Origin of the sequence: Algoriphagus sp. 4150 (assembly GCF_031457395.1) — a bacterium.
In the GTDB taxonomy this organism is placed as follows: domain Bacteria; phylum Bacteroidota; class Bacteroidia; order Cytophagales; family Cyclobacteriaceae; genus Algoriphagus.
This window is the reverse complement of record NZ_JAVDWS010000018.1, coordinates 64,690-87,540: the sequence shown is the minus strand read 5'-3', so window position 1 is coordinate 87,540 and position 22,851 is coordinate 64,690. Positions and strand designations below refer to the sequence as shown.

Annotated in this window: 20 protein-coding genes and 1 tRNA gene; 9 read left to right on the top strand and 12 right to left on the bottom strand. The window is 42.1% G+C overall.

The features are described from left to right. Positions 1-307: 307 nt before the first annotated feature. The 5 genes from J2X69_RS19375 to J2X69_RS19355 form a co-directional block, all read right to left on the bottom strand. Positions 308-2,833 carry an ATP-dependent Clp protease ATP-binding subunit gene (locus J2X69_RS19375; protein ID WP_310107077.1) on the bottom strand — a complete coding sequence of 842 codons (2,526 nt, stop codon included), beginning with the start codon at positions 2,831-2,833 and terminating at the stop codon, positions 308-310. An 81-nt stretch (positions 2,834-2,914) separates the two neighbouring features. Further along, positions 2,915-3,541, bottom strand: a complete 627-nt coding sequence (locus tag J2X69_RS19370; protein ID WP_310107075.1) for a WbqC family protein — start codon at positions 3,539-3,541, stop codon at positions 2,915-2,917. Position 3,542: 1 nt separating this feature from the next. Further along, positions 3,543-4,172 carry an L-threonylcarbamoyladenylate synthase gene (locus tag J2X69_RS19365; RefSeq protein WP_310107073.1) on the bottom strand — a complete coding sequence of 210 codons (630 nt, stop codon included), beginning with the start codon at positions 4,170-4,172 and terminating at the stop codon, positions 3,543-3,545. Positions 4,173-4,175: 3 nt separating this feature from the next. Then, positions 4,176-4,613, bottom strand: coding sequence for a (deoxy)nucleoside triphosphate pyrophosphohydrolase (locus J2X69_RS19360; protein WP_310107070.1), 438 nt, complete (start codon positions 4,611-4,613; stop codon positions 4,176-4,178). A gap of 61 nt (positions 4,614-4,674) precedes the next feature. Then, positions 4,675-5,787, bottom strand: a complete 1,113-nt coding sequence (locus tag J2X69_RS19355; protein WP_310107067.1) for a redoxin domain-containing protein — start codon at positions 5,785-5,787, stop codon at positions 4,675-4,677. 213 nt (positions 5,788-6,000) lie between these two features. Here J2X69_RS19355 and mltG point away from each other — a divergent pair, with 213 nt between their 5' ends. From mltG to J2X69_RS19315, 8 genes are all read left to right on the top strand, one after another. Beyond that, positions 6,001-7,044 (top strand): endolytic transglycosylase MltG, encoded by a 1,044-nt coding sequence (gene mltG, locus J2X69_RS19350; RefSeq protein ID WP_310107065.1) that lies wholly within the window; start codon positions 6,001-6,003, stop codon positions 7,042-7,044. A gap of 2 nt (positions 7,045-7,046) precedes the next feature. Then, positions 7,047-7,463: a thioesterase family protein gene (locus tag J2X69_RS19345; RefSeq protein ID WP_310107064.1), complete on the top strand. Its 417-nt coding sequence runs from the start codon at positions 7,047-7,049 to the stop codon at positions 7,461-7,463. A 4-nt stretch (positions 7,464-7,467) separates the two neighbouring features. Beyond that, positions 7,468-8,448: a YihY/virulence factor BrkB family protein gene (locus J2X69_RS19340; RefSeq protein WP_310107121.1), complete on the top strand. Its 981-nt coding sequence runs from the start codon at positions 7,468-7,470 to the stop codon at positions 8,446-8,448. A gap of 107 nt (positions 8,449-8,555) precedes the next feature. Continuing rightward, positions 8,556-10,403, top strand: coding sequence for a DUF885 domain-containing protein (locus J2X69_RS19335; protein ID WP_310107063.1), 1,848 nt, complete (start codon positions 8,556-8,558; stop codon positions 10,401-10,403). 120 nt (positions 10,404-10,523) lie between these two features. Next, positions 10,524-10,608, top strand: a tRNA-Ser gene (locus J2X69_RS19330). 368 nt (positions 10,609-10,976) lie between these two features. Next, positions 10,977-12,191, top strand: coding sequence for a site-specific integrase (locus J2X69_RS19325; RefSeq protein WP_310107061.1), 1,215 nt, complete (start codon positions 10,977-10,979; stop codon positions 12,189-12,191). A gap of 71 nt (positions 12,192-12,262) precedes the next feature. Beyond that, positions 12,263-13,234 (top strand): RhuM family protein, encoded by a 972-nt coding sequence (rhuM, locus tag J2X69_RS19320; protein ID WP_310107056.1) that lies wholly within the window; start codon positions 12,263-12,265, stop codon positions 13,232-13,234. A 344-nt stretch (positions 13,235-13,578) separates the two neighbouring features. Further along, on the top strand, positions 13,579-14,565 hold the full coding sequence (locus J2X69_RS19315) for an FAD:protein FMN transferase (protein WP_310107055.1): 987 nt from the start codon (positions 13,579-13,581) through the stop codon (positions 14,563-14,565). 71 nt (positions 14,566-14,636) lie between these two features. Here J2X69_RS19315 and mobC read toward each other — a convergent pair whose 3' ends face one another. From mobC to J2X69_RS19300, 3 genes are read right to left on the bottom strand one after another with little or no spacing between them, the layout of a single operon-like run. After that, positions 14,637-16,625, bottom strand: coding sequence for a conjugal transfer protein MobC (mobC, locus tag J2X69_RS19310; protein WP_310107053.1), 1,989 nt, complete (start codon positions 16,623-16,625; stop codon positions 14,637-14,639). Positions 16,626-16,643: 18 nt separating this feature from the next. Next, a complete protein-coding gene (locus tag J2X69_RS19305) occupies positions 16,644-17,930 on the bottom strand; it encodes a relaxase/mobilization nuclease domain-containing protein (RefSeq protein WP_310107051.1) in 1,287 nt (428 codons plus the stop codon). Further along, complete coding sequence (locus J2X69_RS19300) at positions 17,915-18,301, bottom strand: plasmid mobilization protein (RefSeq protein WP_310107049.1); 387 nt, start codon at positions 18,299-18,301, stop codon at positions 17,915-17,917. Before J2X69_RS19300 ends, J2X69_RS19305 begins: the two co-directional genes overlap by 16 nt. Positions 18,302-18,621: 320 nt before the next feature. Between J2X69_RS19300 and J2X69_RS19295 the strand changes: the two genes are divergently transcribed. Next, positions 18,622-18,900 (top strand): hypothetical protein, encoded by a 279-nt coding sequence (locus J2X69_RS19295; RefSeq protein ID WP_310107046.1) that lies wholly within the window; start codon positions 18,622-18,624, stop codon positions 18,898-18,900. A gap of 25 nt (positions 18,901-18,925) precedes the next feature. On the opposite strand, the gene J2X69_RS19290 is transcribed toward J2X69_RS19295, so the two are convergent. The 4 genes from J2X69_RS19290 to J2X69_RS19275 form a co-directional block, all read right to left on the bottom strand. Continuing rightward, entirely contained in the window at positions 18,926-19,336 is a 411-nt protein-coding gene (locus tag J2X69_RS19290) for a hypothetical protein (RefSeq protein WP_310107045.1), read from the bottom strand. 12 nt (positions 19,337-19,348) lie between these two features. Beyond that, positions 19,349-20,188 carry an RteC domain-containing protein gene (locus tag J2X69_RS19285; RefSeq protein ID WP_310107043.1) on the bottom strand — a complete coding sequence of 280 codons (840 nt, stop codon included), beginning with the start codon at positions 20,186-20,188 and terminating at the stop codon, positions 19,349-19,351. A 78-nt stretch (positions 20,189-20,266) separates the two neighbouring features. Continuing rightward, entirely contained in the window at positions 20,267-21,118 is an 852-nt protein-coding gene (locus J2X69_RS19280) for an RteC domain-containing protein (protein ID WP_310107041.1), read from the bottom strand. A 4-nt stretch (positions 21,119-21,122) separates the two neighbouring features. Continuing rightward, positions 21,123-22,688 carry a terpene synthase family protein gene (locus J2X69_RS19275; RefSeq protein WP_310107039.1) on the bottom strand — a complete coding sequence of 522 codons (1,566 nt, stop codon included), beginning with the start codon at positions 22,686-22,688 and terminating at the stop codon, positions 21,123-21,125. Positions 22,689-22,851 lie beyond the last annotated feature (163 nt).

Sequence of the window (22,851 nt, the reverse complement as noted above, 5' to 3'; positions counted from 1 at the left end):
AGTTCGGGTCATCACGACTGGCTTTAAACAACTCTTTTTCCCCAGAGCGAAACACCCACGGAAGCTTTAGCGGTAAAAAATGACATAAAAAAAGCCCTGAATTTATCATCCAGGGCTTTTAATTTATTTTAATATGATTATCCGCTTTTCTGCCAGTAAAGAGACTAAAGCATTATAGGATTTGGAAAACACTAGCGTCGAGACCACTTCGGTCTTCTGTCATCGGTCTTCCTGCCGTTATACCAAAGAAAATAAGGCTTACTGGCATCATTGCGGATAATCATATATTTTAATCAGAGATTACTTATTAATCCGCTTTCTCTTTTTTCTTCACTACAATAGTCAATTCCGTACCTTCTCCTGAATAATCGGCTGTAATCACATCGCCATCAGAAAGGTCACCTTTAAGGATCTCTTCTGCAATCGCATCTTCCAAATATTTTTGAATAGCTCTATTCAAAGGTCTGGCACCGTATTGCTGATCGTATCCTTTCTCGGCCAAGAATTCCTTCGCTTTTTCGGTCAATTCAATTTTGTATCCCAGGTCAGTGATTCTTGCAAACAACTTACCCAAACTGATATCAATTATCTTAAAGATGTGTTCTCTGGTAAGAGAGTTGAACACAACCACATCGTCCAATCTATTTAGGAATTCAGGACTGAATGCTTTTTTCAAAGCAGATTGTATGGTCGATTTCATTACTTCATCCATATTGTCAGATTTGGCCTGACTGGCAAAACCAATCCCGGCGCCGAAATCCTTCAGATCACGAACCCCAATATTCGAAGTCATGATGATGATCGTGTTTCTGAAATCCACTTTTCTTCCCAAACCATCTGTCAAGATACCGTCATCCAAGACTTGAAGCAGAATGTTAAACACATCCGGGTGAGCTTTTTCTATCTCATCCAGCAAGACTACAGAGTATGGCTTCCTTCTGACTTTCTCAGTCAACTGCCCACCTTCTTCATAACCCACATAGCCCGGAGGCGCTCCTACCAATCTCGATACAGAGAATTTCTCCATATACTCCGACATATCAATCCTGATCAGAGAATCATCTTTATCGAAAAGATAAGTCGCAAGCATCTTGGCCAACTCCGTCTTACCTACGCCCGTAGGACCTAAGAAAATAAAAGAGCCAATCGGTTTTTTAGGATCTTTCAATCCCACGCGGGTTCTTTGAATTGCCTTAGTCAATTTCTTAATAGCCTCATCCTGCCCAATTACCTTACCGGACAATTCCCCACTCATATTCAACAGCTTCGCGCCTTCTTTCTGAGCGATTCTCTTGGCGGGTATCCCAGTCATCATTGCGATCACTTCAGCCACATTATCCTCTTCCACAGTATATCGCTTGGATTTACTCTCCTCTTCCCACTTGTTTTTGGCTGTTTCCAATTGCTCAAGCAACTTTTTCTCCTTATCTCTAAGCTGGGCAGCTTCTTCATATTTCTGGGATTTCACCACACGGTTTTTCTCCGTCTTGATATCCTCCACCTCAGCTTCAAGTTTCAGAATTTCTTCCGGCACATGAATATTGTTGATATGGACTCTGGCTCCTGCCTCATCCAGAATATCTATGGCCTTGTCAGGTAAGAATCTATCCGAAATATATCTGTCAGAGAGTTTCACACAGGCAATGATAGCCTCGTCAGTATAGTTGACATTATGGTGATCTTCGTATTTATCCTTGATATTATTCAGGATCTGAACGGTCTCCTCAGGAGTAGTAGCATCTACCATCACCATCTGGAATCGACGTGCCAAAGCTCCATCCTTCTCAATGTACTGGCGATACTCATCCAGGGTAGTGGCTCCGATACACTGGATTTCTCCCCGAGCCAATGCCGGTTTGAACATATTGGATGCATCCAAAGATCCTGATGCTCCGCCAGCTCCTACTATAGTATGTAGCTCATCGATGAAAAGGATCACATTGGGTGACTTTTCCAGCTCATTCATAACGGCTTTCATTCTCTCTTCAAATTGTCCTCTATATTTTGTACCGGCCACCAAGGAAGCCAGATCCAACGTCACCACACGCTTGTTAAATAGCACACGGGAAACTTTCTTCTGAATAATCCGAAGTGCCAAGCCTTCAGCTATAGCTGTCTTACCCACACCCGGTTCACCGATCAAAATCGGATTGTTCTTCTTTCTTCTGGAAAGAATCTGAGCTACACGTTCGATTTCTTTTTCACGACCGATGATAGGATCGAGCTTATCGTCCTCGGCCATTTTGGTCAGATCCCGCCCGAAATTATCCAATACAGGAGTTCTGGATTTCTCTGCTCCCGGCTTGGATGCACCCGATCCACTACCGGAAGAACCAAAAAGCTTGGATCCGTCATCATCTCCATCTTCCGCTTCTGCTTTCGAGCGCGGAGGCGTATCTGAAGACATTTCCAGCATTTCCTTTACCGAATCGTAGTTGATTTCAAATTTGTTCAGTATTTGAGTAGCAATATTATCCTCATCTCTCAAGATGGACAAAAGCAAATGCTCTGTACCGATCAGTTGACTTTTGAAGATTTTTGCCTCCAAATATGTGATTTTCAATACCTTCTCTGACTGTCTTGTCAGAGGGATATTTGCCATATTCTTTACGTTGTGATTTGCAGTGCCTTTTACAGCGCGTTCGATCGCATTACGCAATTCGTCCATTGGCACTCCCAATTTCTTAAGAATGGAAACAGCAACACCTTCTCCTTCGCGAATCATCCCCAGCAAGAGGTGCTCTGTGCCAATGTAATCATGCCCCAGGCGAAGTGCTTCTTCGCGGCTAAGAGAGATCACCTCTTTGACTCTGTTCGAAAATTTTGCTTCCATTATATTCCTATCTGATTGTTTAATAATCCTGAACGTATGTTACCGAATTTGTTTCAAAAACACAATCCTTTTACAGATTGTTCAATGTTTTTTTACAGACTTTAAGACTATGCTTTTAGAAGCAGGTCCCTCGCAAAACAACAAATCCAGAATGCTGAGGTTAGGATCAAAGTCTAAGCCAAAAAGTTGGAAATAGGGTTCGGGTTGGTAGTAATTCCGCTCCGAAAAAGGCACTGACGGCATCAGTTGGCCTCTTATGTCCTGCGTCCAAGTTTGATCATCACTTTCATCCTGCACCCGCAACTTGACAGGCAAGCCCAGCAACCTAAGACAGATTGTCAGCATTTCCCGGTTTAGCTTCCATAAATCATCATAGTTCTGCCGGAAAACCTGTTCAAAATACGGAAAATAATACTCATAAAAAGGTGCTTTCCCATATGCGCTCTGAATCCCCCGCAAGTGGACAGCTAACCAATTTTGGGAATTGTCTATCTTGATGTCTTTCTGCGGAAGCCTCGGCCTTCTGCCTTGAATCGGTACACTCAACGTTGCAACCTTGTTTGCCAACCTAATTTGGGTTCGATTGAAAAAAGACTGTCTTTGATATGTATCTTCAGGAAAAACGACCAATTCATCTGCTTCCGCAATCGCCGCGAAGAACTCAAGATTAGGGAAATAATGCAGTCCCACTGCAATGCTCTTTGCCATTCTATTCTATATCTTCCAATTTCCCCAAGCCTTGCCTGATCACTTCCACATCTTCTCCTGTGCAATCCAGAACAGTCGAAGCAATATTTTGTCCATAGCCTCCATCAATCACTATATCAACGAGATGCTGATATTTTTCGAAAATCAATTCGGGATCGGTGCTGTATTCTATGACTTCATCCTCATCATTGATGGAAGTAGTGAGGATAGGATGCCCCAATTCTTCCACCAACATCCGGGGAACGTTATGATCCGGCACTCTGATTCCCAGTGTTTTTTTATTGCTGTGCAGGATCTTCGGCACTTGGTTACTTGCTTCCAGAATAAAGGTAAATGGACCCGGCAATCCTTTTTTCATCATCTTGAAAACAGACTTGCTGATCACTCGGGTGAATTGAGAGATATTACTCAGATCAGCGCAGATAATGGAAAAGTTGTGTTTCCGGGGATTAATCCCCTTGATCTTACAGATACGCTCCACTGCACGCAAGTTCATAATATCACAGCCCATACCATATACAGTATCTGTAGGATAGATCACTACTCCTCCATTACGAAGTGTGGCGGCAATTTGCCTTACCTTATCAGGATCAGGGTTTTCCTCGTATAATCGAATCAATTCAGCAGCCATATTTTAACGTTCTCTTTTATAATCAACTAGTTGTTTCTCAATATTGTTCCAATTCCCAATTAAGTCCTCTACTATCGGGAAATCTGCGGGTGCCCATTCCAGAAATTTTAATTCTTGCTTAGCAAGCCATTTTACTTTTTGATGTTCCAGCAAGTCAATATTCCCGCTTTCCCAACTGCATACAAAGGGAATTAACCGGATGATTTGTCCTTCCGAATAGGAATGCTCATGGGGTGTCATCGCGTAACCTATGCGAATAGAAATAGCCAATTCCTCTTTAATCTCCCGGATAAGGCAAGCCTCCGGACTTTCTCCTACTTCAATTTTCCCGCCGGGAAATTCCCATAGCCCCGGCAGAGACATCGTATGGGATCGCTGCGCACAAAGGACTTTACGATCTGAGAAGATGATAGCGCAACTGACAGGGATTATTTTGTTCATTACTTATTAGCATTGGGATAGCACTTAATTTGAAGGCTTATCGAGACCTTATTTAAAGCGGCTACAACCGTACTTTATTGATTTGCTTCTCATCAAAACCAGAAAATGACAACTCAATTTTCCCAGCTTCATCTATCAAATAAAAAGAGGGATAGCCACTCACTCCATACTCCTCTCCCACTTGCTTTGCGTTTGGCAAAATTGGAAATGAAACCCTAACATTTGCAGCATATTTCTTTATTAGACTGATTTCATCAACAGGATTGATATAAAGGGGAACTATGTTCTCTTTAAAATTGAAATCATCCTTATTGAACTCTTCTAATGCGATTTTACACCAGCCGCAGCGAATCATAGAAAAATCCAGAAATACTTTCTTCCCTCTATAATCAGAAAGCTTCACTTTATTCCCTTCCAAGTCTGTCAACTCAAAATCGGGGGCTTGCTCACCTTTAGAAAGCAACACTTTTCTTTCATTATCCCCGGAGGTTTGGGATGTATAACCCGGAGGGGGAAGGTAGCTTAAGCCAGGTTCATTTATCGGAAACTCATAAGCTGAAAATTCCACCTCAATCAGTTGCGATCTCATACCGTTGTGAAAAAGTCTTCTTGAATAATAATCCACTAAAGCATTGGCGGGATTAATCATTAAATGATTTTCCAGATATACGTGCTTATCATCGATTAAAGTGTCCATTTCTACATTCACAAAATCATGGTAAGTCTTGTTGTCAATTACTGTGTCTGTACTGTATGTCCATGATTTCTTTCTCATCAAACCAATTGGTGAATAATTTAAATAGATATTATCGGATGCCATGTGTTCATATCGGTCTATGGGATTCTCCTCATAGACTTTCACCGTACTATCTGTATGGTTTACCAGCAGGAGCACATCATCCAAATAAGCTAAGACGCTTGATTCCTTTTCTCCGATGTAATTGTAATCAAAGAATTTATTTTCCTTCTTTTGAAGTCTAACTAAGCTCTCCGTGATTTCAATTTCTTTCAAATTAGGGTCTTCCCAGTACGTAGTCATGTTAAATCGCACCTCATCAGCTCCTAACAATTTTGTTTTTGCAAGGTCAAACAACTCCTCCGGCGTTTGCGGATTATAACAGGATGCCGTGAAGAAGGACGTAAAGCTTAAAATGAATACCGATTTTATTCTCATAGACCCTCTTTCCAGTTGATTTGAACACCAAGATAAGAACTTCATTAAATGTCACAAATCTTTAGGTAAGCCAGGGTTAATACTTTCACTAAAGTACTTCTATCATTCTAGAAAGAGATTGAGAATAATCTAGGGCGGACGTTTCATCGAATAATCCTATTGACATTTCAGTTGGTGATTCTCTTATCTCTTTTCCCTATTTTTGACCCCAGTATGCAAAGCGATAAAAGAAAAAACGTCTACCTCGTCCTAGTCATTGCTTTTTCGGTAATGACTATCTCTCTGAGTTTCTATTTCTATCAGGTTTTTTTCAGCCCCAATACGCTGCTTGAATCCGAACAAAATTACATGTTGAAGATAGGAAGCAATGATTCCTACAAAACGGTTTCCGCCAAACTCTACGACGACAAAGTTGTGAATGACCTGTTGAGTTTCGGATTTCTTGCCAAACTTTTGGACTATCAGGAAAACGTGAAACCGGGTCTTTATACCATCAGACCAAAGATGACAAATCTCGAACTGGTGAAACTACTCCGGTCAGGAAAGCAGACTCCAATCCGGGTCACATTCAACAATGTGAGAACGAAAAAGGATTTGGCTGAAAAAATCACTGCCAATATGGAGATTTCGGAAGATCAGTTTCTAGCACTTGTTCAGGACTCAGTCTATATCCGTAAATTTGATTTTGACGAAGAGACGATCATGAGCATGTTTGTTCCAAACACCTATGAACTTTGGTGGAACACCAGTGCAGAGGCGCTTTTTGACAGGATGTACAGGGAATACAACAGCTTCTGGACGGACACGAGAAAAGAGAAAGCCAGCTTGCTTGGTCTATCTCCAAAAGAAGTGAGCACCTTGGCAAGTATTGTACAGGCAGAGAGCCAAAAAGCAGATGAACGACCAAGAATCGCAGGTGTTTATCTCAACAGATTACGATTAAACATGCCTCTTCAGGCAGATCCTACCTTAGTATTTGCTTTGGGGGACTTTGAACTCAAAAGAGTCCTAAACGTCCATAAAGAAACAGACAGTCCTTATAATACCTATATGTATGCAGGTCTTCCACCTGGCCCCATCAACCTTCCGGACATCAATTCCCTGGATGCGGTGCTGAATGCGGAAAACCACAGCTACCTTTACTTTTGTGCGAAAGAAGATTTTTCGGGCTACCATGCTTTTGCCGCTACCTTGGATCAGCACAATGCTAACGCCAGGAAATATCAGGCCGCGCTGAACGCCGCTAAAATCTATTGATCATGTACACAGCCGAAACCCAGCTAAGAGTGAGATATGCTGAAACAGATCAGATGAGTTACGTCTATTATGGCAACTACGCGATGTACTTCGAGGTAGCCAGAGTAGAAGCTATGCGGAGTGCGGGGTTTTCGTACAGGGAAATGGAGGAAGAGGGAATTATGATGCCGGTGCTGGAAAGTCATTTTCGCTACATCAAACCGGGGAAATACGATGAACTACTTACTATCAAGACTAACATCCCTACCCTACCCGGTATACGGATTCGATTTGAATATGAGGTGTTTAATGAGCAGGAAGAACTTATTACCGAAGGCTGGACAATACTTACTTTCCTCAAAAAAGACACCCATAAGCCGACCAGACCTCCGCATAATTTGTTAGCTTTATTGAAAGGGTATTTTCAAGAAGTAGGATAAAGTGATCAAAACAAAAATCCTTAGGTTAGAAGTCAGGCTACTTTGGCAAGCTAGAAAGCTCAAGAAAATCCATTTAGGTGACCCGGACAAAAATCTTTATGATGTCGGGAGGATTTTTTTGATTCAGCTGCAAAAGGACGATATATTAGAACGTGCAGGTTCTATGGCTTTCAGCTATACGATAGCGCTTTTTCCTATGATCTTATTTCTGCTGAATCTTATTCCATACTTGCAGGATATTTTCCCCTACATCACCACCCAAAACATTCTCAAATTCACCCAAGAAATCCTTCCTGAAGAAATCTATACCCAATCCGAGGGAACGATCATGGATATCGTGTCCAAACCAAGACAAAGTCTACTCTCTCTGGGTTTTTTCTTTGCCTTATTTGCCTCCACCCAAGGAGTGGTGTCCATGATGAATTCCTTTAATTCAGTTTATCAAACTAAGGATAATAGAGGTTTTCTTCAAAGCAGAGGTATCGCAGTCAGCATTGTGTGTATGCTTGCATTGACAGTGATCACTGCCAGCTTGGTAATGATACTGGGAGGAATAATTATCCGCAGGCTTGACGATTTGCAAGTCTTCAATTCAGGCTTTATGATATTCCTGTTCTCCAGTCTGAAATTCCTCATTCTACTTTTCATGTTTTACATCACCACGGCGTTTATTTTTCGATTTGCCCCGGCAGTACATGATAAGTGGAAGTTCTTCTCTGTAGGAGCAAAACTGGCAGGATTACTTATCACGCTTGGTTTCTATGGCTTCACTTTTTACCTAAACAATTTTGCAAGCTACAACAGACTCTATGGCTCAATAGGGACGTTGATTGCATTGATGCTTTGGCTATTGATCACATCCATCATCATCATTGTGTGCTTTGAGGTAAATGTGAGTTTGGATTTGGTTGAGGAAAGCAAAAAGCGGAAAAAGCCAGAAATCGAGGAATTGGTACGGGAAGAGAAAAAGAGTTTGGCAGAATAAGGCTTTTTCCCTCTTCCATTCTATCCATCGTAAGAATACGGTCCTACCTACCTGCTGAGATGTGAACGATTTTTTTTTAACTTTAAGAGAAATCCAAACCCAACTTTATGAAGATAAGTTTAAAGCTACGTTACACTCTTTTACTATTGTGTTTGATCTGTCTGTACAGCTGCACAACCTCTGAAGAATCAAAAGATTCCACCGCTGAAATAAACAGCTGGTTTGATCAGAAATATGAAGAATTGCTTCAGATGAGTCCCATCCAATTGACCGCTCAAGGCCGAAAAGATCATTATTCTGAAATCGACGACATGAGTGAAAGCGGCGAAAAGAAGAAACTAGACTGGATGGAAGCCAGTGTGGCGGAAATGAAAGAAAAGTTTGCCTTGGACGAAATTGACCATGAAGCACAATTATCCTGGAAGCTTTGGGAATACCAGTATGAACAGGCAAAATTGGAATACGAATTCAGGAATTCCGGGTATGCCTTCAACCAAATGACAGGTTCACACACCTCGCTGCCCAATATATTGATCAATTATCACACTGTTGATTCCTTGGCTGATATGGAAGCCTTGATCTCCCGATATGACGAGCTGGGAAGAGCAATGGGCCAACTCTTGGAAAGAGCCAAGACACAAGCAACAGAAGGATATAAGCCTCCACAGTTCGCCTACGATTATGTAATCAAACAAGCTGAGGCACTGATCCAAGGCCAACCTTTTGATAATTCTGACAAAGACTCTCCGCTTTGGAATGATGCACTTTCGAAAATCCAAACACTGGAGAAAGAGGAGAAAATCACTACAGAAGAAGGTGAAGCCTTAAGATCACAAGCCAAGGAATCGCTCCAAAACTCTTTCAAACCTTCATATGAAAATCTGATCGCATGGCTTAGGGAGGAGTTGCCGACCCTAGAGAAGGCACCTACCGGGCTTAGCCGTCATAAGGATGGAGACAAGTACTATGCTTTCAGGCTGCAAAATGCCACTACTACGGATTTATCCGCTGATGAAATCCGCGAAATCGGACTCAGGGAAGTGGAGAGGATACAAAAGGAAATGCTTGCCATAAAAGAGCAAGTAGGTTTTGAAGGAGATTTAAAGGCATTTTTCAAATTTGTCAATAGTGATCCGCAATTCTTTTTCCCTAATACGGACGAGGGAAGGCAGGGCTACTTAGACGAGTCTACTGCTTTCTTAGACACGATGAACAAGAAGACTCCTGAATATTTTGGGCTATTGCCCAAGGCTAAACTCGATGTAAAACGCGTGGAAGCTTTTCGGGAAAAAGATGGCGCTCCACAACATTACTCTCCGGGAACACCTGACGGAAGCAGAAATGGCACATATTACGTACACCTATCGGATATGTCGGCTATGCCCAAATCCACTATGGAAGGAGTAGCTTACCATGAAGGAATCCCCGGACATCATATGCAGATCTCCATACAGCAGGAACTGGAAAATATCCCCAAATTCAGGACTCAGGTCTTCTTCAATGCCTATGTGGAAGGCTGGGCTTTGTATTCGGAAGAATTGGCTAAGGAAATGGGAGGATACAAGAATCCCTATTATGATTTCGGAAGATTGGTTAACGAGATTTGGAGAGCTATCCGCCTGGTCACAGATACCGGACTTCATTCCAAAGGATGGACAGAAGCTGACGCCATCGCCTATTTTGAAGAAAATTCTTCCATTTCGGCGGGAGCGATTCAATCTGAAGTAAGGAGATATCTGGTGATGCCGGGACAGGCTACCGGTTATAAGATTGGCATGCTGAAGATTCAAGAACTGCGGGCGAAAGCAGAAAGGGATTTAGGCGACAAGTTTGATTTAAAAGCTTTTCATGACTTAATACTTGGGCAAGGAGCCCTTCCTTTGAACCTATTGGAGGAGGAAGTTGACTTCTGGATAAGTAAAAACATGGGAAACGGGGCATCTACGGCAGAATAATTTAAAATTAATTCCAAAGCAATCAGAAGGTTAGCAGAAAAAGCCCGGAACCATTTTGCAAAAGTTTACTTTTATCCTACTTTTGCAATCCTAATCGGGCACAAAACCTGAGGGCGACCTAGAGGAATGGCAGAGCGGTCGAATGCGGCGGTCTTGAAAACCGTTGTACCGTGAGGTACCGGGGGTTCGAATCCCTCTTCCTCTGCTGAGTACCTTGCCGATAAAGTCGGCAAGCTTCTTGAAAAAAGAGCAAAAAAATCAATTCAAGAAGGATTTAAAATGAAAACCCCTGATAATCACCAGATTACAGATCGTGTTTTCACTTTATCAAACTCATCAGATTCAAAAAAAGCCTGTAAAGAAAATCTTTACAGGCTTTTTTTATGGTCAAAAACCACCAAAATCTTCACAATTGCCTGTAATTCCAGTGCGTCATTCGTGTAGTTCACCTGCCCGGGAAAAAAGACGCACTGGAAACATCGTATTATTTTGATTATCAACATGTTCAATAAGTGGACATCTTGTGATTTAGAGCTTGTATTCCGAATTTTCTTCAACCTAACTAATCAAATCATGTTAGAAAAAAGCTTCGGATTGCTCTTCTTTTTGAAACAGTCCAAAAACAACTCAAAAAAAGAGAGGTATGTCTATCTCAGAATCACCGTCAACGGGATCTCCAAAGAAATTTCCACAAAGAGATTATGGAATCCCTCGAAATGGAACACCGGCGCCGGAAGAGCCGAAGGAAACAAAGAGGACAGCAGAACGCTAAACACATTTCTGGATACACTTTCCTACAAAGCACTTCAGGCAAAAAAACAACTGATTGAATCGGACAGGGAAGTCACCGCGGAAGCATTGAAAAATGTCCTTCTTGGAATCGGTGACAAGAAAAAAATGATTCTGGAGATTTTCCGGGAGCACAATGAACAGGTGGCTGCATTGCTGGGGAAAGAATTTGCCCCGGGGACCTTGCAGCGATACAAAACCTCGCTGGAACACACACGCGCATTTATCAAATGGAAATACGGATCCGATGACATGGACATCCAACTCTTGGATTATGAATTTATTTCAGGATATTCTTTCTGGCTAAGATCAGTACAGAACTGTAGCCACAACACTACAGTGAAGTACTTATCCAATTTCAAAAAAATTGTTTTGATCTGCATAAAAAACGGCTGGCTGATCAAAAATCCGTTTGTTCAGTTCAAGATGGTCAAAAAAGAAGTCAACCGTGCCTTTCTTTCATGGCTTGAAATCCAAAAGATATCCGAAAAACATTTCGCGACAGAACGGCTAAACCATGTAAGGGATATTTTCCTTTTTAGCTGCTACACGGGTCTGGCATACATTGATGTCAAAAACCTTGGAAGACACCAGATATCCACAGGGATTGACGGGGAACAGTGGATTTATACCCATCGGCAAAAAACCGATTCCCCTACCCGACTCCCCTTATTGCCGAAAGCTTTGGAGTTGGTTGAAAAGTACAGGAACCATCCTCAATGCCAGGACGGGACTCATTTATTGCCTGTGTTGAGCAATCAAAAGATGAATTCGTATCTGAAAGAAATCGCAGATGTCTGTGAGATCAATAAACCGCTCACTTTCCATATCGCACGGCACACATTTGCCACAACAATCACTCTAGCCAATGGAGTCCCTATTGAAACGGTATCAAAAATGCTCGGCCACAAATCCCTAAAGCAAACGCAGCATTATGCCAAAATCCTGGATACGAAGATAAGTTTTGACATGAAGGCTCTAAGGGAAAAATTACAATGAAATCGGGACTGACTTCTTTTTTAAATGAAGCACCTGAAACTCGTAAATGAATCTTAAATTGAACAACAACAATGGAAAATCAAATCGAAATATACCAAGGTCCCAATGGTCAAACCCAGATAGAAGTAAAGTTTGAAGGCGAAACGTTTTGGCTTTCGCTCCAACAAATCGCAGAACTCTATCATCGTGACAAATCAGTTATTTCTAGGCATATAAGAAATATATACAATGAAGGTGAGCTTGAAAGAGAATCAACTGTTGCAAAAAATGCAACAGTTCAAACCGAAGGAAAACGGAGGATTCATCGTGAAATGGAGTACTATAACCTCGACCTCATTTTATCTGTAGGGTATCGGGTGAATTCTAAACAAGGTACCCAATTTAGAATCTGGGCTACTCAAAGATTGAAAGACTTTCTCGTTCAAGGTTATGCCATCAATGAGAGGAGACTTTCTCAGAAGCAGCAGGAAGTCCAGACTCTTAAAGACGGAATTCGAATCCTAAGCAGGGCAATTGAACAAAAAGCACAAGATCAAAACCTGGACTGGCTCAACCACTTTGCCAAAGGCCTTGAATTACTGGATGATTATGATCATGAGAACCTTGATAAAAAAGGATTAACTAAAAGACAGGCAAACTATCCTGAGCTAGCTGACTACCAAGAAGTAATTTTTGCAATGAAATCAGATTTTGAATCCGGTGTATTTGGAAAGGAAAAAGACGGAAGCTTTGAAAGCGCGGTTGCACAGATTAGCAAGGGTTTTGGTGAAGAGGACTTCTACCCTACTCTAGAGGAAAAAGCAGCTACTCTTCTATACCTGATTGTCAAAAATCATGGCTTTGTGGATGGAAATAAGCGGATTGCAGCAGCATGCTTCCTTCTTTTTTTGCAGTCAAATGAGCTATTGCATAATGAGGAAGGGCGTTCAATCATCAGCAATGATGCACTGGCCAGCTTAACCTTGTTTATCGCTTCCAGCAAACCGGAGGAAATGGACACTGTGAAGAAATTAGTGATTAGTGTTTTGAATAGGAATTACTAATTTCTCAAAATCATATACTAATTGTGGAGTAGAGTCAGTGTACCTTTTTTGAATATTCCAATACAAATCCTATCTCTCATTCCGCTACAACAACTAAACACATAAGTGCTAGTTTCTTTCCAGCCGAACCTCTTTATAGAAGTTTGGTTAGATGGAGGAATAATTAAGTTCTAAATTTAGCACATGAAATCGACACGATTAAAATCATCATTAAAACACACAGGGTGGTTATTTTAATCGTCAAAGATTCTCCCGAATCAAGCTTTCCTACGGCAGGTAGGTTCGGGACTGGCTATCCCGATTTTCGGGACAAGTTATGACTATTAAAAATCAATGATATACGGATGAAAACCCAATACTTTCTCCTCCTGCTCCTTTTTTCCTGCAACTCCCCCGAAATCCAATTTACTGAAATTCAAGGCGATATATTTGGAACCTATTATTCCATTCACTATAAAGCCAATGAAGATCATCAGGAAGCCATTGAATATCTACTGGATGTGTATGGGAAAGCAGTGAGCAAATATGAGCCGGAATCAGAACTTTCTGAATTTAACCAGACCGGAAAAGTGGTTTTTCGATCCCCGTATTTAAAAGATTTGATTGTAAATGCGAAACATTTTAACGGGCTTTCAAATGGAGCACTTAATCCCACCCTGATGCCGCTAATTGAAGCATGGGGATTTGGTTCATCGGATCCTCAAGAGCTAGACAGCGCTGCAGTTGACTCACTTCTGAAGTTCACGGATTTTTCCGTAATAATTCAAAACGACAGTATGTTAACCTCTTCAAAGGATGGGGTGACGCTGGATCTTAATTTCTTGGGAGAAGGGTATGGTATTGACATGGTTGGTGATTTCTTGGAAAAAGAGGGAATTAAGGATTTCAAAGTGGAAATAGGCGGGGAGGTTCTTTGCAAAGGACTAAGCCCCAAAGGAATTCCATGGAAAATCGGTATAGAAAACCCAATTTCAGAAAAAGGCAAAGCTGATCACCTCTATGCAATCATTGCTTTAGAAGACGAGGCTCTGGGAAGCTCTGGCAGCTACCGGCATTTTCGGATAGACAGCTTAGGGAAAAGGCAGTCCCATCTTCTGGATCCACGGACCGGCTATCCCATTCAGCATCATTTGATCAGTGCAACAGTAAAAGCACGGGATTGCCTCACCGCAGATGCCTTGGCCACAGCCTGCATGGTAATGGGTGAGAAAGAGGGAAAGCTTATGATTGAAAACCAGAAAGGTGTTGAAGCACTTTTCGTATATCTCGATGATGGGGTTACCTCCTATTGGCAATCTGAAGGGTTCAATGCCGAAGTACTTAATCCCTAAGCCGATAGATCATACCATTCTTCTTGAATAGCCCACTCTTTGCTAGATTTCGTTTTGGTTATTAGATCTAATCACCCCTTCCTGATCACCAAATGATCCAATGCAGGATCATTTACCAGCCTATCCATTTCAGCCAGAATGATATCCTTTATATCCTGCTTGATCTGCAGGTAGTTTCTCTGTACAATAGTGTTGTCCAGCTTTCGGATTTCAGGGATGGGCACGTAGTTTTCCTGCTCCTTTTTCAATGCCCGATGGTCGTTGATTATTTCAGAATGAAAAGCTTTCAGCGTCAGCTTGCAGTCCGGATTATCGGCCACCGTTCCTACAACCTCACCTGATGAAAGTGATGAAATTGTGGAAGGCGGGACAGCAGATTCCAGTTGTTTTGATTTGCTGATGGAGGTATCCCCACTGTTGATCGAAAGGCTTTGTCTGTCCTGCATAATCTTCCCTATCCTGTCTGATAATTGCTTTGCCGAGTCCCCGGTCACCTGCCCGGAAACAATGTTCCCGACTATGCCCATAATCACATCTGCAAGCTCTCTCCCATAGTCCTTTCTTAGCTGACTGAGATCCTGAACCCCCAAGGTTGTTGCTACCTTATTGCTGCGTGCAGTGGCAATCAGGCTGTCCATTCCATTTATATAGATCGTCGGATATTCATCAAACACCAGACTGCTTTTTAGCTTATCTTTCTTGTTCACCAGCTTCACCAAGCGGTTTACATACAGTGAAAGTACGGCTCCGTAGATCTGGATTTTCTGGGGATTGTTTCCCATGCAAACCAGCTTTGGCTCTTCGGGGTTATTGATATCCAGTGTAAAATCATTGCCGGAAAGCACATAGTACAACTGTGCTGAGGAAAGTCTTGCTATGGATATTTTGGCAGAGGCGATCTGTCCTTCCAACTGCTCCATCACATCATTCAGGTAAGCATTCACAAAGGGATTGATCAGGACATCTATATCCTTTTCTGTGCGCAAAACAGTAAACAATTCATCGTAATCTGCCTGCATCAGCTCAATCACATGCGGCAGTGTACAGAATTCTCCACCACTGTATTTTCGCAGAAACCAGATGATGGCGGTCAGAAAATTGATCGGTGATTCCACAAAAAAGTCTCCCTGCTTTTTGATCCATTCTCTGTTCAGCCCCATCAATATCGTCCTTGCTGATTCCGCTGCATCGGTAATGTCCAGCATGGTTTCCGGTGCCAAAGGGTTGCATCGATGACTCCGGGTGAGATCATCAAAATTGATCACATAGAACTCAGGAACGACTTTATAGCTAGCCTTATTTTGCAGCCAGGTATTGTAAACGATGACCGATAGATCATCGAATTTGAAGTCATACACAAACATCGAGAAGCCTTTTTTGATGTGCTGTGTAATCACATGACGGATGACAAAATAGCTCTTCCCCGACCCCGGTGTTCCCAAAACCATCAGACCACGAAAGGGATTGATGATATTGATCCAACTGTCCCTGATCATTCCTTTCAGATTGTACCGTGCCGGCAGATTGACCGAAAATCCATTCTCAATCAGCCGTTCTTCCTGCGGAAATGTTTCATTTTCCGTATTGAAAACATCATTGCTTAGTTTATCATGAATAATCCTGGAGAGCTTGGTTCCACCCGAAAGTATGCATAAAAAACCGATGGAAGTCAATGAGATATAAGCAATCGAAACCCATTCATCCGGCCTTTGCCATTTCATTAGTATGTAACTCCCAAAGTAAAAAACCAGCCCCAAAGCTCCATATACAAAAGCCGTTTTGCCGTTCATTCTCTCATTCTTTCTTCCCCTGATTCCCAGGAGAGAAATCACCAGCATCGCCAACGCAATAAGCTTGGATGTATGAAAATCACGATACAATCCGGTACCGGAAATATTCTTCAGCACGCCATCCGTCAGATCCGAGACCAACCCCCAATCCTTAAAAAGGATATAGCAATAGAAATAATAATGCAATCCCAACACCCCGATTCCCATCAGCCGGGTCATATCCAAAATCTTGCGTAATCCCTGCTCATTTTCGCCTGTCTGCATTCCCATCCCCTCTTGTTTCCGTCTCTATTTTGTCAGCCTCTTTCTCTTTCTTCTTTTCTTCTTTCTCCATTCAAACGGCACATGGCTATACGTCTCTTCGGGAGTGATCACTGTCTCCAACAGGCCTCTTGAAGAACTGCCTAAATTGTCACTTCTCCTTTCAGTATCAGTTATTTTTGACGGGAGAACATCCTGAATATCCCGTGGCATTTTTGGCGCTTTTTCCGTTGAGGCTTGAGTGATTTTAGTGTCATTCTGATCAATTCTAATTCTTTCCATCAGTCCATTGGCACTGTATTTTTTACCCAATACGCTCCCGTTGAACACGCATTTGGTCCGATGGTCGACAAAGGTGATCCCATAGAGCCTGCCCTCTTGATTCACTCGTTTAACCGTGACAATCCCTTGCTTCGCTAAGCTTTCTATCACCCCATCCAAACTGCTTTTCCTCAACTTTAGAAGTGTCAGATCAATCGCTGCGCGAATGGATTGGAAGTGTTTTTTGCGCACCAACGCATTGGATTCAAACTTGGACTCGATGGAATTCAGCGTTGCTTTGAAATAAAAACTACTGGCCTTCACCGGTACGCCAACCTTATTTCCCTGGTCATCCAACACCCGATAAACCAGTCCCCTGTTCTTGAAAATCCTTGATTCTTCCGTTCCCCTGTCAGCTACTATTCTATAGCCTTGCAGAATAGCATTCAGCTCAGCAAGTGAAGTGTAGCTATAGCCTTTTAGCACATGCTGCAACACATTTCCAATGGCACGCTTTGTTTCTGATTTGCCATAGTCCAGTCGGGAAACCGAAACAGGCTTGGCTATAAAAAGCCCTTGCTTTTGCGACTCGGCCGGCACCAGTCCAAACTGCTTTTCCAATGCTTTTCGGGTCGGTTCAGACTTGAGTCTGCCTATATTATGCAATGGAATCCGCCTCCCGTCCAACGCAATATTTGTGGTTACTATATGCAGATGTGGGTGGCCTGCATCGGTATGTCTATACACCAGATAAGGCTGGCTTTGAAAGCCAATCCCCTTCATGTATTCATTAGAAATCTGCAGTAATTTCTCTTTATCAAACTCTTCTCCCGGAGCAAAATTCAATGAAATATGTACCGCATTTACCCCCGTTCTGGAATTCAAACTTGCCAGTCTAAGCAGGTATTTCAGCCGCATATCAGCAGACTGCTCCGCATTTTTGATGGGATAATTTTGAGCCAGAAGTAACTCAGCCGCGGCCTGTACCACCTTATTTTCATTGTAGTGAAACGGCCTCCTAATGGATGAGCTTGTCTTTATGATTGCAACCATTTTGCTGCCGTTTGACTGATAAAACGGTTCACCGATTCCAATGAAACTCCAATCTCCTGCTGCAAATTCTTTCCCAGTGGCAGGTGGACTTCCAGCTCATTTCCTGCTGATGAATTGAGCTTTTTTACCAGCTGATTATAATTGGTGGCAATCCCATGCAAGTCCCTTCTCAGTGCTGTCAACTCAGCCAAAAGCTCCTGCATTCCGGTATCCCTGTACTTACCGATGACAGGCTTTTTCAGCAGTAATTTTCTGGCATAATCGCTCAGACTATCCTGGACAGTTTCCCCATATGCTTTTTGGATTCTCTTATATTCTTTAAAGGTTAGCCGGACATGCAGCCATTTGCTTCTCTTGTTTTCTTGCTCCATCGCAGTTCATTTTCACAGTTCCACAGCATTCCCAATTCAAACCCGCACGACTTCGGAGTGCGGGTCATCAAGATCCGGTTGTGATACAACCGTACATCTTGCCGATTTCGGAGGACACAGGAAATCCCCTTAGCTTATTGAAGGTTTAGAAAGCTTAGGAAAAACCTCAGATCCATTTCAAAATCCCGGTCGTTCAGGTGATACAATAATAAAAAGTGCTTCGGACACTTGCCTATCCTGATCAATTTCTAAATAGGCCCTTTTCGGTCGTTCAAGGTAGATTTAGCCTATCATATTACTTAATCAAAACCATTGAAGCTATGGCCATCCCACCACTTGAAACCATCTACGAAACATTGCTTGCAGTTCCCGGAATGCATGACCCGGTAAAGATCGATCTGAAAATCCCTCGCAAAACAGTACTGCTCTTAACCGAAGTAATCACACGGGGGATGGAGCAAAAATCAGAATCAGGAAAAGTCGTAATTCAGATCTCAAAACAATCCGAAGAAGAACTGAATACCATTATCTCTGAGAGCTTAGAAAAAGCAGGGCTTACAGAACTTAGTCAACGGCTTAAAAAATTACAGACAGTGTAGAAATATTTTAGCAATCAAAACTGCCTTACACCAAATAATTCATGGAAGCGAGGGAATGAATTTCTTTGGCTGTAGGGCAGTTCTGCTTTAAGCCAAAGCCCTTTTCCGCAGGAACAAGGAAGTGGGCTTTGGGATCTGCATTGTATTCTGTCTTATTTTTAACATCATCTTTATTTCTATCCAAGACGATCTCTCTGACATACATCCACCAAAATACCAGTAGGAATATTCCAACCAGTATAATTGGAAGGCTCAAAAAATTTGCAACCCGTTCAATCGTAGAAACTATAAGCGCTCTGGAATAGTGCGAATAATGTTGTAATCCACCCGGACCTCTCCGGTAGAAACGTCGCTTCCCAACCCAATACCGTATCGCAAACCCCGACAGTACTAACATCCCTCCCAAAATAGAAACAGCTAAATCCTGTAAAGTCATGCTTTTTTAAGTTTATTGATCCCCCATATCCGTATCGTCCATCCGCTTCACCAGACTGTCTTTAAGGCTGTCCAGAAATATGGTCCTGTTCTTTTTTCTTCCGCGCATGCTCTGGAACGTGCGGTAGAAGTTTCCCACCTTCACATGGAAGATTTTCTCCAGAATCGAAATGATCATTTTCACATCGCATTTACCATGGTTCACCGCTCCTCTGGAATGAAGCGCATAGGCCAATTCGATCAATGCAGATTTGGAATCGGTCCATTCGTGATTTGAATTCTTGTCCCCCCTATTGCCTAGGCCTAACTCTAATTTTATTAACTGCTCCTGCATGTACTCAATAAGACTTTCATAAGCCATAATTTTGGCCAGCTTACTGCTGTTGATCGTAGAAAAAACCGGGTCAAAATCAAAGGAATAATCAGGGATAAGGGAAACGGGTTGGGAGCTTCTTAAGAACAACTGTTCGTCCTGATCACTTCTGTCCAACTGATGGTATATGTAGAGCTGATGGTTTCTCGCAAAAAAATCCTGGATCTGATCCATTACATGATGATAATACCCCTTAATGAGTTCTTTCTTGCCAATAGGTCTTCTAGATTCAATGTAGGTAAGCTCCGAATAGAATATCAGTTCCTTATAGAACAGGGGTTTGTACTCCTTGAAGAACCTGATTTCCTCCGGACTGTCAGCGAATTTATACCCGGAAATAAAGTTTTTAAGCCTGAGCAGAATAGCATGGACTGCCCTTCCACTTTTCTCCGCTTTTTGTATCTCGTTTGAAGTCCCCTCCGCCACCTCTTTCAGCGATAACTCCATCTCCTCAAAAAGCGTTTCAACAAATGCTTTCATATCCTCCTTGGTTTAGTTTTAGGGATACCTCCTGCTCTCAATCAAGAAGCATCCTCATCATTGATTCATATCATTTGCTCATTCATTATCTTCATATTCTGCTATAAAAGAATCCAGGCTGCTCTTACACCTGTCCAAAAAGAAGGTCTTACTGTTCCTTCTGCCACGTATTTCCTCAAATGTTTTATAGTACCCTTTCAGCTCTTTGCCAAAAAAATCCCCCAACGCTGCCGCCAGATCGGCTACAGTTACACTTCCGTGATTGACAACGGAAGTAGTTTTAAGCGCATAGATGAGTTCCACCAAGTCCACTTTTGAACCCGTCCAAAGTAGGGATGCCTGCTGAATAGACCCCGACGTTTTTCCGACTTCAGCTTTGACCTCTCTGACTTTCTTTGATAAATAATTCATCAATTTTTCCATTGCTTTTAACCGTGCAAAATGCAGTGTATAAACAGTGCAAAAACTGGAATCAATGGTATGGCGGAATAAATCCGGATATATCAGAGGCGCTTCTGATCCGCGAAGGAAATAAACTCTATCCAGATAGGACTTGCCCATGATCAGGTAATTATTCAGGGCGGCATAGCGTTGAAAATACTTTTTAACCTCTTCCATCTTATCTGAGTAAAAAAAGTCATCCGATTGGTTCACCATTCCAGACCTTTCTGATTCGATTTGAAAAAGCTCAGAGAGAAATTGGGATCTGGACAGAAACTCTGTCATGTAAACCTTGAAGAACTCAATTTCCTCTTCCTCATCCTGGAATTCCAGCTCTTTCATCCCTTCCTTCAGTTCCTGGATAGTTCTATCCACCAAGAAATAGGAAGACTCTATCATCACCAGAGGATTAATGTCCGAAATTGGAAATTTAGCCAACTCAATATCCAGCTTATTCAAATACCGTTTTGCTAGTTCAATACACTCCATAATTTTATTCTTCCTCGTTAAACAATTTGTGATAGCGTGAAGTATCGTATAATGACCAGCTCGCTGCACCGGAAATTTTAAATTCTATCTGCTTAAGTAACTCCTGCTCAGTAGAAATTTTACTTTTTCTAAAGACCTCCGCTTCCTTATTGAATTCCATAAGCAATTGGCGGTGATATCCCACAATTTCCTCCCGGGCTCTATCTTCCTTTAGCTGTTCATGATGGATTTTCAAAATCATCAGATTATGAAAATCCCCCAGTCTTTTTTCTTTCTCATATGAGAACAGGTCATTTGTAATGAATATCAATTTGGCAGCTAAGTCCCTTATAGCTTTTGATTTTGTAAAAGCATCTTTGATCTCACTATAATCACAATCCATTCCCAAAGGGGTCAGGGATATGGACAGCTGCCCACCCGAGAAAAACGGTCGCTGGATAAGGTAATCTTCCATCGTGGGAATAACCTGATTGTCTCTATTTTCCGCCTCCCAGGTATTGGATTTTAGATACGATTGGATCTCATCCCTCAGGTAGTCCAAATAGCTTTGGTCATGATTGACCAGCTTGGGCAGCTTCATCCATAGTTCATAAAAAGCATTCCGGTAGGCCATTATGGATTTTGGTAAAATCATGCAGTTATCACCCTCAAGCACTCCATAGAACCCACAGGAAATTTCTCCCCATACTTCGGCCTTGATCCCCTCCGCTAACTGATCAGTAAAATCATCCATGGCAAACAGTAGCGCGTACAAGCGGGCTATCCAAGTCAACTTCTCCCAGCGGACATCCGGATATAGCCTTGCCGCCAGCCAAGTCAACTTTAATTTCTTATACTTATTCTCATCTCTTGTTCCCGAGAAAATCCGGTGAATGATTGAACCCCAAACCAATGTCTGTGCATCCAGTTTATCCACCTCATCATGAATTTTTGACTCAAAAGGGTACTTCAGATTACTTTTATAGTACCTGATTATTCTTTTCAACTTGGCTTCTGCGTACTCTTTGTTATTGTGCCTTGTTATAGTTTTGCGGTCAACACCCAGTAGATCTGCCAGCTGTTTTTGGGTAAGTACGGACTCAAATCCCGGATAATGCTTGTTCAGTGCTGTTCTGGCCTGCTCAAAAGGCAACGTGGATACTACCTGCCACTCTTCCTCCCTATAGCGCAAAAGGCGATACAATTCTTCAGATAAATCCTCAAACTGAGGGTATTTTTCCAGTATTAAATTGGCATTCTTATAGGGTAAGCGGGTAAATTTTGCCTGTTGCAGCACTTTGAGTTCAAATCTGCTAGGAAGCTGGTTGGCGTATGAGTCCATTTCCACACAAACATCCCCTTGCACATATAGCCTTTCCAGTTTTCCTAAATAAAATTTACCTATCATTCCCTGGATGATAAATCTTGATTCGATTTCTGTTGCTCCTGATTTGAGCAGAATCTCTCCTGGCTTAGAATCTTCTAGCTCAATATAGGGAGACAGCAATGCATACTCCTCCTCCGATACCTTCTTTATGTAATCCAAAAGAGGTTTGAGATGAACAGGAGACCAATCCATATCAATTTTCATAACCAAATTCAGTTAAGTTAAAAAAATGGCGGCTCAATATCTTCTGGATGTACAGCATGACGCCACGCCATAAATGCTTTCCCAATAAGCACTCCCTGCAAAAGAGAAACTTACCGAGCACTATAAGATAAGTTTATGTTTTCCATAAAACCTAGAAAATCAG